Here is a 16,514-nt window from a genome sequence, read left to right on the forward strand (position 1 = left end):
CTATTCATTCAACGCAAAAGCACTTCCCAACAGGGAGTGCTTTTTTGGTGTATCTCTATTTTATGTGATGACAACACTATTGCTCTTTAAAAGTCCAATCCATATCTCTATGTTAATGTCAGATTGAATATGGAGTTTATGTGTTATGATGGATTCGCAGGTGAGTGTGACTCGCCTCTGATATGCTTCAGATGAACCAATCATGTAAGCGCTTATACTGGAGATGGAAGGTGCAGTAATGTTAAAACGGCTGATTCGAATGACGAATGATCTGAAATTAAAGCATAAATTACTGATTTCCTATGTGCTTGTTGTTATGATACCTGTGCTGATTATCGGTCTTGCAGTCACGAGTTATTTTCGTCAGCAGGCACTGGATAATGCGATCGGCCAAACGGTCATTAATGTGGATAAAATCAAAAGCCAGACAGCAACCATGTTACGTGTGCCTACGGATATTTCCAATCTGCTCATGTTTAACAACGATCTGAAGGAGATTGTGAATCGGCGTTATAAAAGTGTGGTGGAGCTGACTTCAGCTTACCTCGCGTACAAAGATTTTCAAGAGTATCGACGACTGTATCGAGAGATAGCTGGGATTCGTTTTTACTCAACCAATCCGACACTGATTAATAATCTAGAATTCATTCCGGTCAACGAGAAGACCAAAGAGAGTTACTGGTATAAAGAAGCGCTGAAAACAACGAGCATTGGCTGGTTCTATATCCCTGGCAACGAAGACAATCCGGTTCACCGGCTCAGTCTGGTACGTAAGATTCCGTTTGCCGAATATAAGACCGAAGGGGTACTGATGATTGTGATCAATCAGGAAGAACTCAACGGCTTGCTGCGTCAAGAGCAGTTTGAAACGCTAATTACGGATGAGCAGGGTTATGTTGTTGCAGCCAAGAATACCGATTTGGTCGGTAAAACATTGGACGAGCTTAATTTTGGAGTAGATCTTCAGAGTCAACCGAAAGGTACGATCGAAGCGGATTTTCAGGGGGAACCCTCCAATATTGTAATTGATGAACTCGGGCCGGGGTCGAGCTTTAACAAACTGAAAGTTATCTCGGTGTTTGCTACCAAAAATATCGTGAAGGATGCTAACCAGATTAGTCAGATCGGCATGTTGTTTATTACCTTGGTACTCGTGATTGCGCTACTTCTGGTGTATATCATATCTTTTCTCACCTCGAACCGTTTGCTTCGGCTCAGTAAACATCTGAACAAGCTGGCTCTGGGGGACTTGAATGTGACTTCGCGTATCGATGGAAATGATGAAATCGGACAATTGTCACGCCAGTTCAATTACATGGTGAAGAGCATCAATGAGTTGATGACCCGGGTGGTTGAAACGACAGAACAGAACAACCAATTGGAAATCGCCCAAAAAGAGATTAAACTGAAAATGATGGCTAGTCAGATTAATCCCCATTTTTTATTTAATGCCTTAGAATCCATTCGCATGAAGGCTCATATCAAGGGGGAAGCCGAGATTGCGAATATCGTCAGGCTTCTGGGCAAGCTGATGCGAAAAAGTCTGGAGATTGGCAGCCGTAAAACAACATTCGGAGCCGAACTCGAGATGGTACGTTCCTATTTGGAGATTCAGAAATTCAGGTACGGTGATAGGCTGGCGTTTGATATTCATCTGGACCCTGAGGTGGAGCGGATGTATATCCCACCGCTAATTATTCAGCCGATTGTGGAGAACGCGATTGTGCACGGATTGGAAAACAAAGAGGGAACCGTGCGGGTATGCGTTCACATTGGGATAAAAGAAGGCATGGTTCAGGTTCAAGTGAAGGATGATGGAGCAGGGATCACGCCAGAACGGCTTGCCGAGGTCATTCAGTTTGTCAGCGGCCCCGAGGAAGAGGAAAAGAGCCGAATCGGAATGCGCAATGTGCATCAGCGTTTAACGTTGACATATGGGGAAAATGCCGGGCTACAGATTAACAGTGTGTACGGGGAAGGAACCGAGGTTTCTTTCACCTTGCCAGCAGGAGGGAACCAGCATGTATAAAGTATTGTTGGTCGATGATGAACCCAGCATTCGCGAGGGACTGACCACGATTATCGATTGGGAAAAATACAGCTTTCAGGTGGTGGCTACAGCAGGGAGCGGCCGCGAGGCCATCGCCTGTTACAACGAGTTGAAGCCAGATCTGACCATTATTGATATACGGATGCCAGGCATGACTGGCCTGGAGGTGATTGAAGAGATCCGCCAGCATGAACCGGATGCACATTTCCTAATTTTGAGCGGTTACGCTGACTTTGATTACGCTAAAAAAGCAATTAGCTTTGGCGTCGATGGTTACCTGCTGAAGCCGGTAGACGAAGAGGAGATTATTGCTGAACTGGAGCGCATTGCAGTGCAGCTTCATCAGGAACGAGAGACGCATGCACGCTACGCCAGTGATGATACAGCCTACAGGGAACATCAGATTGAGATGCTCCTGTATGACTCGCTTCAAGGCAACGGGAGTAACGAAGAAGACAGTCTTGGTCTTCACTGGCCACAATATCAGGTGGTTTTGCTGGAGATTCATGCAGCACTCGATCTGCAACGTGGAAATGAGATGAAGCGCAAGCTGATTGAAGCATTTGATCAGAAGGAAAGAGGCATCGTATTTTCATTTCATTCCGGCTTGGGCCTATTAATCAAAGAAACCATTACCCAGAATACCTCTGCGCAGAGCCTCTACGATGAATTGCAGGCGTTACTCGCAGAATGGAACGTGCAGATGTTCGCAGCTGCTGGAGAACCGGTCCATTCTACAGCAGATATTGCGAGATCCTATACACAGGCGAGCAGCCTTCTTGCGGAACGGTTTCTATTCACAGAGCACCGGATTAAACGTTGGGATGAAGACCGCTTTACTCCTTCCCTTACGCAAGGAGAAGGTATGGCAAGTGAAGTGGACGGAACACTGGAGCCGGACGAAGTTGAACTGGCGGACAAGCTGTATTATGCCTTGGATATTCGCAGTAGTGAATCGGTCATGCGTGTACTGGGGGAGATGGAGGAACGCCTCATCCCATATCACTGGACAGAGCAAGCGATCAAGACTGCATTCTCGCAAGTGCTATCCCTTGCCTTCAACAAACTTGCTGCAGCCAATCAGCATATGGAATCCATTATGCAGGAGCACTCGGTGCTGATTAATGAGGTATATCATCAATTCACGATGGCTGATCTGAAAGCGATGGCAGCAGATCACTTGAATCGTCTGATTCAACGAATGGGTGGCGGTAGCACGGATACCGTGATGAAACAGATGATTGAATTCATTCAGCGTAATCCAGGGGAGAATCTGAAGCTGGAGGTTCTAGCCGAGGTGTTTAATTACAACAGCAGTTATCTGGGTAAATTGTTCAAGAATCACACCGGCGAGTCATTTAATGCTTTTCTGGATAAGGTTCGGATCGAGAAAGCAAAGGAGCTGCTGGATGAAGGGTTGAAGGTTCATCAGGTAGCATCCAGAGTAGGTTATGCCAATGTGGACTACTTCCATGGAAAATTCAAAAAATATGTGGGTGAATCCCCTTCGGCCTATAAACAAGCTAGATCCCAATCTCAAGTTAGAGGAACAACTCAGCCGAGAGCGGCCATGAGTGATGAAGAATAATGAAGAGCGGCTACAAGTATGATGATTATTGATGAGTATAATTGGTATGATGTGTGATCAGGGGTTCATCATAATATAGTCCATGTACTTCCCGTAATAAGCAATGGCTTCTCAACGTCTCGCACTGTAGACTGATTGTACCAAGTACAAGAGTCCAGATGAAGGGATGGTTACAGGATATGAATCAGTCTGATGTAATGGCTGTACGCGGCACGATGAATTTGAACGGAACCTGGCAGTTTCAGTTGGCTGGCCCGGCTGGGGAATCAGGGGAACAGAGAAATAAGGAACAAAAGAATCCTCCGCATCGGGGCGATGCCTCATGGAACACCATTCAAGTTCCCGGGTCATGGGAAGAACAAGGATATGGACAGGCGCCGGGGTATGCCAGAATCGATACATGGACCAAAGTACGTGAGTATGAGGGCTTAGCGTGGTATGCCCAGGACATTGATGTCCCTTCTAATGCACAGCAGGCAAACTATGTATTCAGACTGAGAGGGGTACGCTGGACATCCAGGCTCTGGTTCAATGGGAATGAAGCGGGAGTAAGGGATAGTCTGCTAACTGAACAGACGTGGGATGTGACGCCTTGGGTAATACCAGGAGAGAGCAATCGTGTAGAGATTTTGGTCGATAATACGATGAAACTGCCTCTTGCTGGAAGTCACATTCACTCTTTACATACTGCTACGGCTTGGGGTGGTATTACTGGGGGCGCTTTACTGGAGATGCTTCCATTACAGCGAGTGCATAACGTGCGTATCGAACCTGATATGGGCAGTGGAACGATTACGGTTCAGTGCGCGGTGAGCACTCCCGTTGCATTCTCAGCTTCACCGTTACAGTTGCTGATTGATATTCAACATCCAGATGGTACATGGCTCAAACGCCAGTCCTGTGAAATAGATTTGGACCAGAACCAGATCGACCTCGACACTGAAGTTAATGTTGATGGGAGTAGCCGTGCGGACCGAGAAGTGTATATGGCATTATGTTCGATTGCTCTAGGTGACGAGCACGTGATTGTAGAGTGGAGCGATGAGAATCCTGCTTTATATCGGGCGGTGGTCCGTCTACAGGAGGGCGAACAGGAGCTTGATCAGGTGGAGCAGCGGTTCGGTATGCGTTCTTTTGCGGCAAACGGGAAACAGCTTGTCCTGAACGGAACACCGGTGTTCCTGCGCGGATATGTGGATTGTTGTATCTTTCCGCTTACGGGTTATCCGGTTTGGGATTACGACCATTATGTGAGACAGTTCCGCATAGCCAAATCTTATGGATTTAACCATGTGCGATTGCATGGGTGGAGTCCGCCGGAACCGTTCTGGGAAGCGGCGGATGAAGAAGGTATGCTTGTTCAGGCAGAACTCCCGCATTGGTCGCGTTTTTTTGAGCAACAGGATGTGCCCGCACCAGTTGAGATACGGACGTATCTGACACAGGAGCTGGATCGGTTGCTCGAGACACTGCATCGTCACCCGTCCTTTGTCCTGTTCTCACTTGGCAATGAGTTAATTGGTGCAAACGGACATCCCGAACTCAATGCGCTGATCGAGAGAGCAAGGGAGAAAGACCCCTCCAGGTTGTATACGGATAACACGGGGTTTGGGCAACTTCCGGCTCAGGGTAGAGAGACCGATTATTATATTCAATCATTCAACTGGCACCCGCCGCTTGAGTCTGTTCTGGCCGCTATGCCGGATACGACGCTGAATTATCAGGCGGTTACACGTCTTGCATCCCAACCGGTAATCGGTCATGAACATGCGCAGTTTACAATGTATGTACGTCCCCAGGAACGTGAGAAGTATACGGGCGTCCTACGTCCGACGTGGTTAGAGTCTATTGAAGAGTCGCTCATGCGTAAAGGGATGATGGGGAAGTTGGAGCGATATCAACACGCAACAGGCATCCATCTGATGAGGTCACTGAAGGAAGCTATGGAGCGAGTAAGACGCACGCCAGATGCAGCAGGTATCCAGTTACTTGATATCCGTGACTTCCCTGGACAGGGGCACGCTACTACTGGTTTTCTGGACGTATTTTGGGATGATAAAGGCATCACTACACCGGATGAAGTGAAACAGTTCAATATGGACGTGGTTGTTCTGCTATCCTCCAAAGCACGTACGTACTATGCTGGGGAAATGATCGAAATAGATGTGATTGGTTCCCACTATGGGAAAAAGAGACTAGAGGATGTTACTGTCCATTGGAGAATGGTTACGGTTACAGATGAACACATACTTAGTGAAGGAACTTGGAACTGTGAGGACATTCCATGCGGTTCCGTCATGTCTCTGGGAAGTGTGAAGGTGAGCGCACCTATCGGAGGGGCAACTGCTTTTCGAGTGGAAGCAGAGCTACGCTGCCGTAGGGCAAGAGAGGACTCCGCACATTCCATTGTCCATTCCTCCAATCGTTTGGCAACCGTCACGATAGCTCGCAATTACTGGTATGGTTGGTCTTTTCCGCTGATGAAAATGAATAGTGAACGTCGTGCAGATATGAAACGTATCTGGAATACCGTTAAGGAATTACAGCCCCTGCTGGTACAATCGCATGAGGACCGTGTAGACCATGTCGATGGTTTCCGATTGTTAAAGCAAGGTGACCATGACTTGTTGATTGTGAAGTCATTAACTTCCAATGTACTGGATTATCTCTTGAACGGTGGCCGTGTATGGCTTCATCCATCTGCAACGGATCTGTACGATCCTGTAGAAACGAAATACCTGCCTGTGTTCTGGAATTACCTGATGTTTGCGACTCAGACAGGAGCTACGATGGGCATGCAGATGGAGGAAGAAGCTGCCTTTCTCGGAGATTTCCCGCAGGATTGCGCTTCAGATTGGCACTGGTATCATCTTGTCAACGGCACGCCGGCCATATGTCTGGATACGGTGCAGGACGTGACACCGCTGATTGAAGTGGTAGATCATTTTCACCGTGCGAAGCGGCTCGCTTATGTGTTTGAAGCAAGAGCAGGGAAAGGGCGGCTTCTGGTATCCTCCTTTCCTTTTACAGACACAGCTTTAATGAAGCGCCCGGAGGCTGCTTATCTATTTCAAGAGATGCTGTCCTATGTCTGCGGAGAACAATTTCAGCCGGAGAGCACCATCACAGTAGCTGAGCTGCTGGGGATGTTCAAACTTCAGCCTATTCAATTTACGTTATGACTTAAGAGATGACCGAGAGACCTGCAAAGGTCTCTTTTTTTATGTTCATTTTGATGTTCAAAAGGAGAAGTAAACGATTTCTATAAAACGTTTTCGGATGCATCCTTATAAAGATAAAAATACTCTTATCTAGAATGTACGCATTAACGTAAGTGTGAGGGTATCTCTAATTTTAACGGATCAATGTCTGATTTTAGTGGGAAATCTCTAATTTTTATATGATTTTCTCTAAAATCCAGATGGTATTTTGAAAACGCTCTATCGCTTATGATTATTTTATAAATACAGAGGAGGGGGAACGTAGATGGAAACGCTAACAAATAAATCCGCTTCCGCAAAAAGAAGCAGTGACCCCAAACTGCCAGTGAAAAAACGGCGGAACGGAATTTGGGACAGAATGAAGCAGCAGAAGTACCTTTATCTTATGTCATTGCCATTCGTCGCTTGGGTTTTTGTATTCAACTATCTGCCGCTATGGGGATGGACGATGGCTTTTCAAAACTACAAACCGGCCAGATCGTTCGGTGAACAAGAATGGGTTGGTTTTAAACACTTCGTAGAATTGTTCAGTGATGACCGTTTCTATCTGGTGCTTCGAAATACACTTGCGATGAGTTTGATGGGACTGATTGTTGGTTTTGTCGTACCGATATTTTTTGCCATCCTTCTGAACGAAATGAAAGGCATGTTTTTCAAGCGGGCTGTGCAGACCGTCTCGTACCTTCCTCACTTTGTCTCTTGGGTCGTTGTTGCGGGGATTATTACCAAGATGCTGTCAACGGATGGCGGAATTGTTAATGATCTGTTGATCGGACTCAATATTATTGACCAGCCGATTCAGTTCATGGCGAAAGGAAACCTGTTCTGGTACATTGTAACCGCTTCAGATATGTGGAAAGAAACAGGCTGGAACGCAATCATCTATCTGGCGGCAATCACAGGTATTGACCAAGAGTTATACGAGGCTTCTCGTGTAGATGGTGCCAACCGATTCAGACAAATGTGGCATATCACGTTACCGGGAATCCGGACAACAATCTCGGTATTGTTCATTATGTCCATCGGACATCTGATCAGTATTGGCTTTGAGAAACAATTTTTGCTGCAGAACAGTCTGGTCTTGGATTACTCGGAAGTTCTTGATCTCTATGCCCTCAATTACGGTTTGAATATGGGCCGATTCTCGTATGGTACAGCGATAGGTATTTTCAACTCCGTGGTGAGTATCATCCTTCTGTTTACTGCCAATGGTTTGTTCAAAAAATTCACTAAAGAAAGCATCATGTAGGGAGGGGAGACATTATGGCGAACAAAACATTCAATGCTACACGGGGCGATAAACTGTTCGATATATTCAATATCCTCGCAATGACCATGGTGCTGATTGTAACACTCTACCCATTCCTTAACGTACTGGCGATCTCGCTTAATAACTCAGCAGATACGGTACGCGGTGGAATTTACTTATGGCCTCGTGAGTTTACATTGCAGAACTACCAGACGATCTTTCAATATGAAGGTTTGCTGCAAGGTCTGAAAATCTCCATTATGCGTACGCTCGTAGGTACACTGCTTGGTCTGATCAGTTCTTCAATGATTGCTTTTACACTAAGTCGACCTGATTTTGGTCTTCGAAAGTTTGTATCCACAACTCTGGCGCTGACCATGTATTTCTCGGGTGGTCTGATTCCAGTATATATCCTGATGCGTGACCTGAACCTGATCGGTACATTCTGGGTATATGTATTGCCTGGTATGATCAGTGCGTGGAACGTATTTATCATCCGTTCATTCATTGATGGTCTGCCGTATGCCTTGCAGGAATCGGCCAAGCTGGACGGTGCGAATGATTTCACCATTTATTACCGTATCATTTTGCCCTTGTGTAAGCCGGTACTCGCAACGATTGCTCTGTTCTTGGCTGTAGGTCAGTGGAATGCGTGGTTTGATACGTACCTCTATAACGGCTCGAAGGCTCATCTGACAACGTTACAATACGAGCTGATGAAGGTACTGCAAAGTACACAACAAGGCTCTGGGGCCGGGCGAAATGCGAATGATATGGCGCAGCAGATGGCACAGATATCACCCGAATCCATTAAAATGGCCATTACCATCGTAGTAACCGTCCCGATTCTTATCGTCTATCCGTTCCTGCAGAAGTACTTTGTTGGTGGTATGACGCTTGGAGCCGTAAAAGCATAGACCTTCGCTCAGATGTAAAGACTGGCCTAATAATAGACGAACCCCCTATAATGGTGTACTTATATAAGAAGCTCGGAATATTCGATCTGCCGATACCTTGGTATGACTGCGTCAGTGCCAGCGGCAGCGAATATTCATGAAGCTATAGAGAGGAACAATCAGTTCCCTACTAGACAGACATATGAACAGGGAGGATTACCATTATGGCCAGTTTCAAAATGAAGTTTGCGCTGGCGCCAGTTCTAGCTTTACTTTTGCTCACAGCCTGCGATCAAAGGGGTGTAGATCAAAAGCCAGTTACGGATACAAGCGGAGCGACGTCTGACCTTACATTCGATTTTTTCAGTGTTGATCCGAAACCGAACTGGAATGGCATGCAGGATGAAGTTGGCAAAGTCATTACAGCAAAAACAGGCGTAACCCTTAACGGTGAATTTGCCGTTAGCGGAGGACAGGACAGAGTATCGCTAATGGTTGCAAGCAGAGACTTTCCTGATATCGTTTCACCCAAAGGCGAGCTTAGCAAGTTGGTGGATGCCGGAGCAATGCTGGATCTGACAGACCTTATCGAACAACATGCTCCCAACCTGAAGAAGCTGTATGGTAATTACATGGATCGGTTGAAATATAGTAACGAGGATCAGGCAATTTATGTGTTGCCTTCGTATTATGCGGTGGATCAGAAGTACTTTGATGCTGGTGGAGGATTCGGCATTCAACATCGTGTACTGAAAGAGCTGGGATATCCCGAGGTACGAACACTTCAGGATTATGAAAATGTACTAAGGGCATATCGTGATAAACATCCGATGACCGATGGTCAGCCGACCATTCCGTTAACGCTGGATGCAGATAACTGGAGAATCATGATCACTGTCACGAATCCGGCTTTTCTGGCGACAGGGGCACCGGATGATGGCGAATACTACATCCATCCGGATACTCACGAAGCAAAGTTGCATTACAAACGCCCGGAGGAAAAAGAGTACTTCCGCTGGTTGAATCATATGTACAACGAAGGATTGCTTGATCAGGAAAGTTTTGTGCAAAAATCAGATCAGTATAAATCCAAGATTGCAAGTGGACGCGTGTTGGGGGTGATTGATCAGGATTGGGGCTATGCCGAAGCAGAAGATGCATTGAAATCAGCGGGTAAGGGAGAGTTAACCTATTCTCATTTCCCAGTAACATTGACTGAAGACATGAAGGATCACTCTTTTCAAGATCCCGGTTTTATGTCCGGCTGGGGGATCGGTATAACTACTGCAAATCCTGATCCGGTGCGAACGATCCAGTTTTTTGATTATCTGGCTTCTGAAGAAGGGCAGATTCTTATGAACTGGGGAATTGAAGGCAAGCACTACGAGATCAAGGACGGAAAGCGTGTTATTCCAATGGATGTACAGGATCAAAAAACAAACCATGCATCCACATTCCAGAAGGAATCCGGTATTGGACTGTACCAAAATATGTCTGGACGTTACGGAGATGGCGTGAAGGACTCTACAAATAATTATTATACGACGAACTTTCCTGAACAGATTGAAGCTGCATACACTGAAGCAGAGAGGGAGACTCTTGCGGCATACGGTGCATCCACATGGAAGGATCTGTTTCCGAGTGAAGAGGAGTTTCCTGTTAAACCTTGGGGGGCGGCATATGATATGCCTACTCCTGGAGACTCGGATTATAATGTCATTTCCCAGAAAACTCAGGATATTATTCGCAAACGGATACCTGAAGCTGTCTTAAGCTCACCTAAACAGTTTGATGTCATCTATGACGGCATGATCGACGAACTGAACCAGGCAGGGGCAGAAAAAATGGAAAAACAATATACAGAATGGATTCAAAATCGCGTTCGATTGTGGAACGTTGATTAGTGTTGTCCTACTTCCATTAGGATGTTTTGAAAATGAAATCAAACCCGAACTATCGGGTTTGACTATGACAGAAAACGTTTTAGAGAAACCGTTTTATATTTTTGTATTTAGCTATTGACAAGGTTTTTTTAAGGTATTATGATTCAACTGTGAAAGCACTTACAAAATAAATTGGAACAGTTTAATCGATCCAAATGCAGGTGAGGAATGGAATGGTTTTAAAGTGATTGATTTATGGTAAGTCAGCGTTGCATCCGCTATCAACTGGAAATTAGTAAGCGCTTATAATGTCACCGATTCTGAGAAAAACATTGGATTCACCCGGATATGGTATGAACAGGCGAGACCTGTTGTACAAATATACAGCTTCATTTTATCCAAAGGGGGATTACACATGAAGGGCAGAACACCAAAGACATTTGCAATGCTTTTGTTGGCTAGCGCTCTTGCCGTGACAGCAGGATGCGGTAATAGTGGGGGGAATGCAGCCTCAGAGAAACCGGTGGACACAGGTGACACAACAACGCCGATCACCTTTACTTTCTTTGGAGCAGATGCGAGTCCGAACTGGAACAACATGAAGGATGCTGTCGGGCAAGAAATTACGAAGGCAACAGGTGTTACGCTTGAAGCTGAGTATGACGTGAATAACGGTGGCGACCAGAAGATTCCGCTCATGACAGCCAGTGGTGATTACCCTGATATTATCTATCCAAAAGGAAACCTGTCGAAGCTGGTAGATGCGGGTGCAATGCTGGATTTAACTGACCTGATTGAGGAGCATGCTCCCAATCTGAAGAAAATCTATGGTGACCAGATGAACCGTCTGAAATATAGCACAGAAGATCAGGCCATCTACACGATCCCAACAAACATGGGCGTAGGCAACGTTGCATTTGATGCTACTGGCGGATTCGAGATTCAGCAGAAGGTGCTGAAAGAGCTGGGCTACCCTGAAGTGAAAACTCTCGAAGACTATGAAAATGTGCTGCGGACTTACTATGAGAAACATCCAACCATCGACGGACAACCGACCATTCCGCTCACGCTGAATGCCGATGACTGGAAGATTATGATTACGGTTACAAATCCGGCCTTCCAGGCAACAGGTGGACCAGACGATGGTGAATATTATATTGATCCTGAGACCTATGAAGCGAAGCTGCACTATAAACGTCCGGAGGAGAAAGAATACTTCCGCTGGCTGAACAAAATGTACAACGAAGGCCTTTTGGATAAAGATACATTCGTACAAAAGGATGATCAGTATAAGTCCAAAATCGCAAGTGGCCGCGTTCTTGGCCTGATTGACCAGGAGTGGAACTATGGCGAAGCTGAGAATGCGCTCAAATCCAAAAATAACGGCGAGAGCACGTATGCCCACTTTTCCGTCTCTCTGAACAAGGACATCGTAGATCATACCTTCCAGCCTACCGGCTTTGATGGATACGGTATCGGAATCACAACGGCTGCGAAAGATCCCGTTCGGATCATCAAGTTTATGGATTGGCTGGCTTCCGACGAAGGTCAAGTCCTCAGAAACTGGGGTGTTGAGAACCAGCACTACAAAGTGGAAAACGGGAAACGGATCGTACCGGAAGATGTTCAGGATCGCAAAATCAATGATAACTCCGCCTTCACTAAAGAGTCTGGAATTGGGATGTATAACATCTTTAGTGCCAGATACGGTGACGGTGTGAAGGACTCCACAGACAACTACTACACAACCAACTTCCCAGAGCAGATTCAAGCTGGATACACAGCGGCTGAGAAAGAAACGTTGAAAGCCTATGGCATTACCACTTGGAAAGACTTCTTCCCGTCTGAGGATGAATTGAAGCTGAAGGATTGGGGAGCAGCATATAACATGCCTGTGCCGTCCGATACGGAGTACAATGTAACATTCCAAAAAACACAGGATATCATCCGCAAACGGATTCCAGAAGCGATTCTGGCAAAGCCGGATCAATTCGACAGTGTATATGATGGACTACTCGCTGAACTGGATAAAGCAGGTGCAGTGGAGATGGAAAAACAATACACCGTATGGATCAAGGATCGTGTATCCCTCTGGACAGGTAAAGACGTGAAATAAGTTAGATACTTCAATGAATCTAGTCTGATTTCTTAAGTTACAAGTAATCATTTTTTCTTTGAAATATACGGTATGCTCAGGCTTCGGCCTGTTATACAGATAAATCTTTCACAAATAGGAGAGATAGACAATGAGAGGCAGAATGAAAGGCAGAATCACAGGTAAGACACCGAAGACGTTTGCAATGTTAATGCTTGCTAGTGCAATGTTGGTTACAGCTGGATGTGGCAATTCTGGCAGCAAGGAAACGACTGAATCTAGCGGTACCGACCCGATTACAATCTCGTTCTTCGGTGCGGACCCAAGTCCAACCTGGAACAACATGCAGGATGCCGTAGGTAAAGAGATCACGAAACAAACAGGCGTTACGATTGAAGCAGAATATGATGTCAACAATGGTGGTGACCAAAAGGTTGCATTGATGGCAGCCAGTGGCGATTATCCAGATATGATTTTCCCAAAAGGAAACTTGTCGAAGCTGGTGGATGCAGGAGCAATGCTTGACCTTACTGATCTGATTGAAGAGCACGCTCCTAATCTCAAAAAAATCTATGGTGATCAGATGAACCGTCTGAAATACAGTACCGAAGATCAGGCGATCTACACCATCCCGACCAATATGGGTGTAGACAACGTTGTATTTGATGCTACAGGCGGATTCGAAATCCAGCAAAAGGTATTGAAAGAACTCGGTTACCCTGAAGTGAAAACACTTGAAGATTACGAAAATGTACTTCGTGCGTATTATGAAAAGCATCCGACCATTGATGGTCAGCCAACCATTCCACTGACGCTGAATGCCGATGACTGGAAAATCATGATCACAGTCACGAATCCGGCTTTCCAAGCGACGGGCGCACCGGATGATGGTGAGTACTACATCGACCCAGAGACATATGAAGCGAAACTGCACTACAAACGTCCAGAGGAGAAGGAGTACTTCCGCTGGCTGAACAAAATGTACAATGAAGGTCTTCTGGACAAAGATACATTTGTACAGAAGGATGATCAGTACAAATCCAAAATTGCAAGTGGTCGCGTGCTTGGTCTGATTGATCAGGAGTGGAACTATGGAGAAGCAGAGAATGCACTGAAATCTGCAGGCAAAGATGACAGCACGTATGCTCACTTCTCCGTCTCACTGAATAAGGACATCGTAGACCATACCTTCCAGCCAACGGGCTTTGATGGTTACGGCATTGGTATTACAACTTCAGCAAAAGACCCGGTTCGCATCATCAAGTTTATGGATTGGCTTGCATCCGATGAAGGCCAAGTCCTGAGAAACTGGGGAATTGAAGGAGAGCACTACAAAGTAGAAAATGGAAAACGTGTTATTCCACAGGATATTCAGGATCGCAAAGTGAACGATAATTCCGCATTCACCAAAGAAACAGGCATCGGTATGTACAATATTTTCAGTGCCAGATATGGTGATGGCGTGAAGGATTCGACAGACAACTATTATACAACCAACTTCCCGGAGCAGATCCAGGCTGGATATACAGCAGCTGAGAAGGAAACGTTGAAAGCGTATGGCATTAACACATGGAAGGATTTCTATCCTTCTGAAGATGATCTGAAGCTGAAAGAGTGGGGTGCAGCATATAATATGCCAGTACCTTCAGGCACAGATTACAGTGTGAAATTCCAAAAAACACAGGATATCGTTCGCAAACGGATTCCTGAAGCTGTCCTGACTTCACCAGCGAACTTTGATGCAACCTATGATGCGTTCCTGGCTGAACTGGACAAAGCTGGTGCAGTGGAGATGGAGAAACAATATACGGAATGGATCAAAGACCGTGTATCTCTCTGGACAGGTAAAGATGTAAAATAAGAGGCATTACTCTCAGTTAAAGTTCATCCATATAAGAAAGGCTCTCGTTATGAGAGTCTTTTTTATGTACCATTGTATAGTCGTGTGATGGGAATCATTGACGACATTTTTGAAATCGAATATAATCCTCTTGTTGTAAGCACTTGCAAATTAGAGAGAAGAAAGATTGTATCTACTTTTCGAAACTAACCATTCGTAGTATGGATTCATTTTTACTTTTCATGCCGAAATCGAAAACGTTTTAGAAAATTAAGAATGACCGCTGGATTGATAACCACGCGTCATCAGAAACGGAGGACTTATCTATGACCATTTTTCAATTCCCGAAAGGTTTCCGTTGGGGGACTGCAACTGCTTCCTATCAGATTGAAGGGGCTGCACAAGAGGGCGGACGCGGAGTATCCATTTGGGATACTTTTGCACGCACGCCTGGAAAAGTGTTCAACGGTGATAATGGCGATGTCGCTTGTGACAGCTACCACCGCTATGAGGAAGATATTGAGCTAATGAAAAAGCTCGGAATCAACACTTACCGCTTTTCCATTGCATGGCCACGCATTATTCCAGACGGCGATGGTGAAATCAACCGTGAAGGCTTGGACTTCTACCATCGTTTTGTAGATGCTCTTCTAGATGCGGGAATAGAGCCGTTCCTTACCTTGTATCACTGGGATTTGCCTCAGACGCTGGAGGATGATGGGGGCTGGGGGAACCGCCGAACCGTGGATGCATTTGTGAAATATGCAGAAGTGATCTTCAAAGAGTTCTCAGGCAAAATCAAACTGTGGCTAACCTTTAATGAACCATGGTGTATCGCTTTCCTGTCTAATATGTTGGGCATCCATGCACCAGGTAATAAGGATCTGCAAACAGCGATTAATGTAGCTCATGGCCTTTTAGTTGCACACGGAAAAGCTGTTCAGTCCTTCCGTCGTATGGGTATCACGGGACAGATTGGAATTGCTCCTAATGTATGCTGGGCTGAACCATACAGTAAGTCTCCTGAGGATCAGGCGGCATGTGACCGTTCTATTGCACTGAACACAGACTGGTTCCTTGATCCAATCTATAAGGGTGCATACCCGCAATTTTTGGTGGACTGGTTTGCAGAGGCTGGGGCAACTGTACCAATTCAAGACGGAGATATGGAGATTATCTCACAACCGATCGACCTGTTGGGTATTAACTATTACACGATGGGGATTAACCGTTATAATCCGGAAGCTGGAGTGCTTCAGTCTGAAGAATTAAACATGGGTTTGGTTAAAACGGATATCGGTTGGCCAGTGGAATCTCGTGGCTTGTATGAATTCATGCATTACCTGCAGAAGTATGGAAATGTGGATGTTTACATTACTGAGAATGGGGCCTGCATTAATGATGATTTGGAGAATGGGAAAATTAACGATGATCGCCGCATTTCTTATTATGAGCAGCATTTAGCCCAGATTCACCGTATTATCAATGATGGTATTCATCTGAAAGGATATATGGCCTGGTCTTTAATGGATAACTTCGAATGGGCTGAAGGGTACCGCATGCGCTTTGGTTTGGTACATGTAGATTATCGTTCACTTGTAAGGACTCCCAAAGAAAGCTTCTACTGGTATCAGAACGTGATTAAGAACAATTGGCTGGAAATACGGAACTAATCGTTTTTTTAACCATATT

At 45.6% G+C, this 16,514-nt stretch carries 9 protein-coding genes; all 9 read left to right on the top strand.

The window, feature by feature from the left end; all coding sequences use genetic code 11:
• Positions 1 to 238 precede the first annotated feature (238 nt).
• The 9 genes from PQG66_RS21340 (at position 239) to PQG66_RS21380 (ending at position 16,495) form a co-directional block, all read left to right on the top strand.
• A complete protein-coding gene (locus PQG66_RS21340) occupies positions 239 to 2,029 on the top strand; it encodes a sensor histidine kinase (RefSeq protein ID WP_272039836.1) in 1,791 nt (596 codons plus the stop codon).
• Positions 2,022 to 3,638, top strand: a complete 1,617-nt coding sequence (locus tag PQG66_RS21345; protein WP_272039837.1) for a response regulator transcription factor — start codon at positions 2,022 to 2,024, stop codon at positions 3,636 to 3,638. Before PQG66_RS21340 ends, PQG66_RS21345 begins: the two co-directional genes overlap by 8 nt.
• A gap of 158 nt (positions 3,639 to 3,796) precedes the next feature.
• Positions 3,797 to 6,820 carry a glycoside hydrolase family 2 protein gene (locus tag PQG66_RS21350; RefSeq protein ID WP_272039838.1) on the top strand — a complete coding sequence of 1,008 codons (3,024 nt, stop codon included), beginning with the start codon at positions 3,797 to 3,799 and terminating at the stop codon, positions 6,818 to 6,820.
• A gap of 304 nt (positions 6,821 to 7,124) precedes the next feature.
• Entirely contained in the window at positions 7,125 to 8,108 is a 984-nt protein-coding gene (locus PQG66_RS21355; protein ID WP_272039839.1) for an ABC transporter permease, read from the top strand.
• A 14-nt stretch (positions 8,109 to 8,122) separates the two neighbouring features.
• Positions 8,123 to 9,025 carry a carbohydrate ABC transporter permease gene (locus tag PQG66_RS21360; RefSeq protein WP_272039840.1) on the top strand — a complete coding sequence of 301 codons (903 nt, stop codon included), beginning with the start codon at positions 8,123 to 8,125 and terminating at the stop codon, positions 9,023 to 9,025.
• Positions 9,026 to 9,228: 203 nt separating this feature from the next.
• Positions 9,229 to 10,908, top strand: coding sequence for an ABC transporter substrate-binding protein (locus tag PQG66_RS21365; RefSeq protein ID WP_272039841.1), 1,680 nt, complete (start codon positions 9,229 to 9,231; stop codon positions 10,906 to 10,908).
• 394 nt (positions 10,909 to 11,302) lie between these two features.
• Positions 11,303 to 13,003 carry an ABC transporter substrate-binding protein gene (locus PQG66_RS21370; RefSeq protein WP_272039842.1) on the top strand — a complete coding sequence of 567 codons (1,701 nt, stop codon included), beginning with the start codon at positions 11,303 to 11,305 and terminating at the stop codon, positions 13,001 to 13,003.
• Positions 13,004 to 13,133: 130 nt separating this feature from the next.
• Positions 13,134 to 14,843, top strand: coding sequence for an ABC transporter substrate-binding protein (locus PQG66_RS21375; protein ID WP_272039843.1), 1,710 nt, complete (start codon positions 13,134 to 13,136; stop codon positions 14,841 to 14,843).
• A gap of 305 nt (positions 14,844 to 15,148) precedes the next feature.
• The gene (locus PQG66_RS21380; protein WP_272039844.1) at positions 15,149 to 16,495 is read left to right on the top strand and encodes a GH1 family beta-glucosidase; all 1,347 of its coding nucleotides are present in this window, start codon (positions 15,149 to 15,151) and stop codon (positions 16,493 to 16,495) included.
• Positions 16,496 to 16,514: the final 19 nt, after the last annotated feature.

Source organism: Paenibacillus sp. JJ-100, assembly GCF_948329825.1.
In the GTDB taxonomy this organism is placed as follows: Bacteria; Bacillota; Bacilli; order Paenibacillales; family Paenibacillaceae; genus Paenibacillus.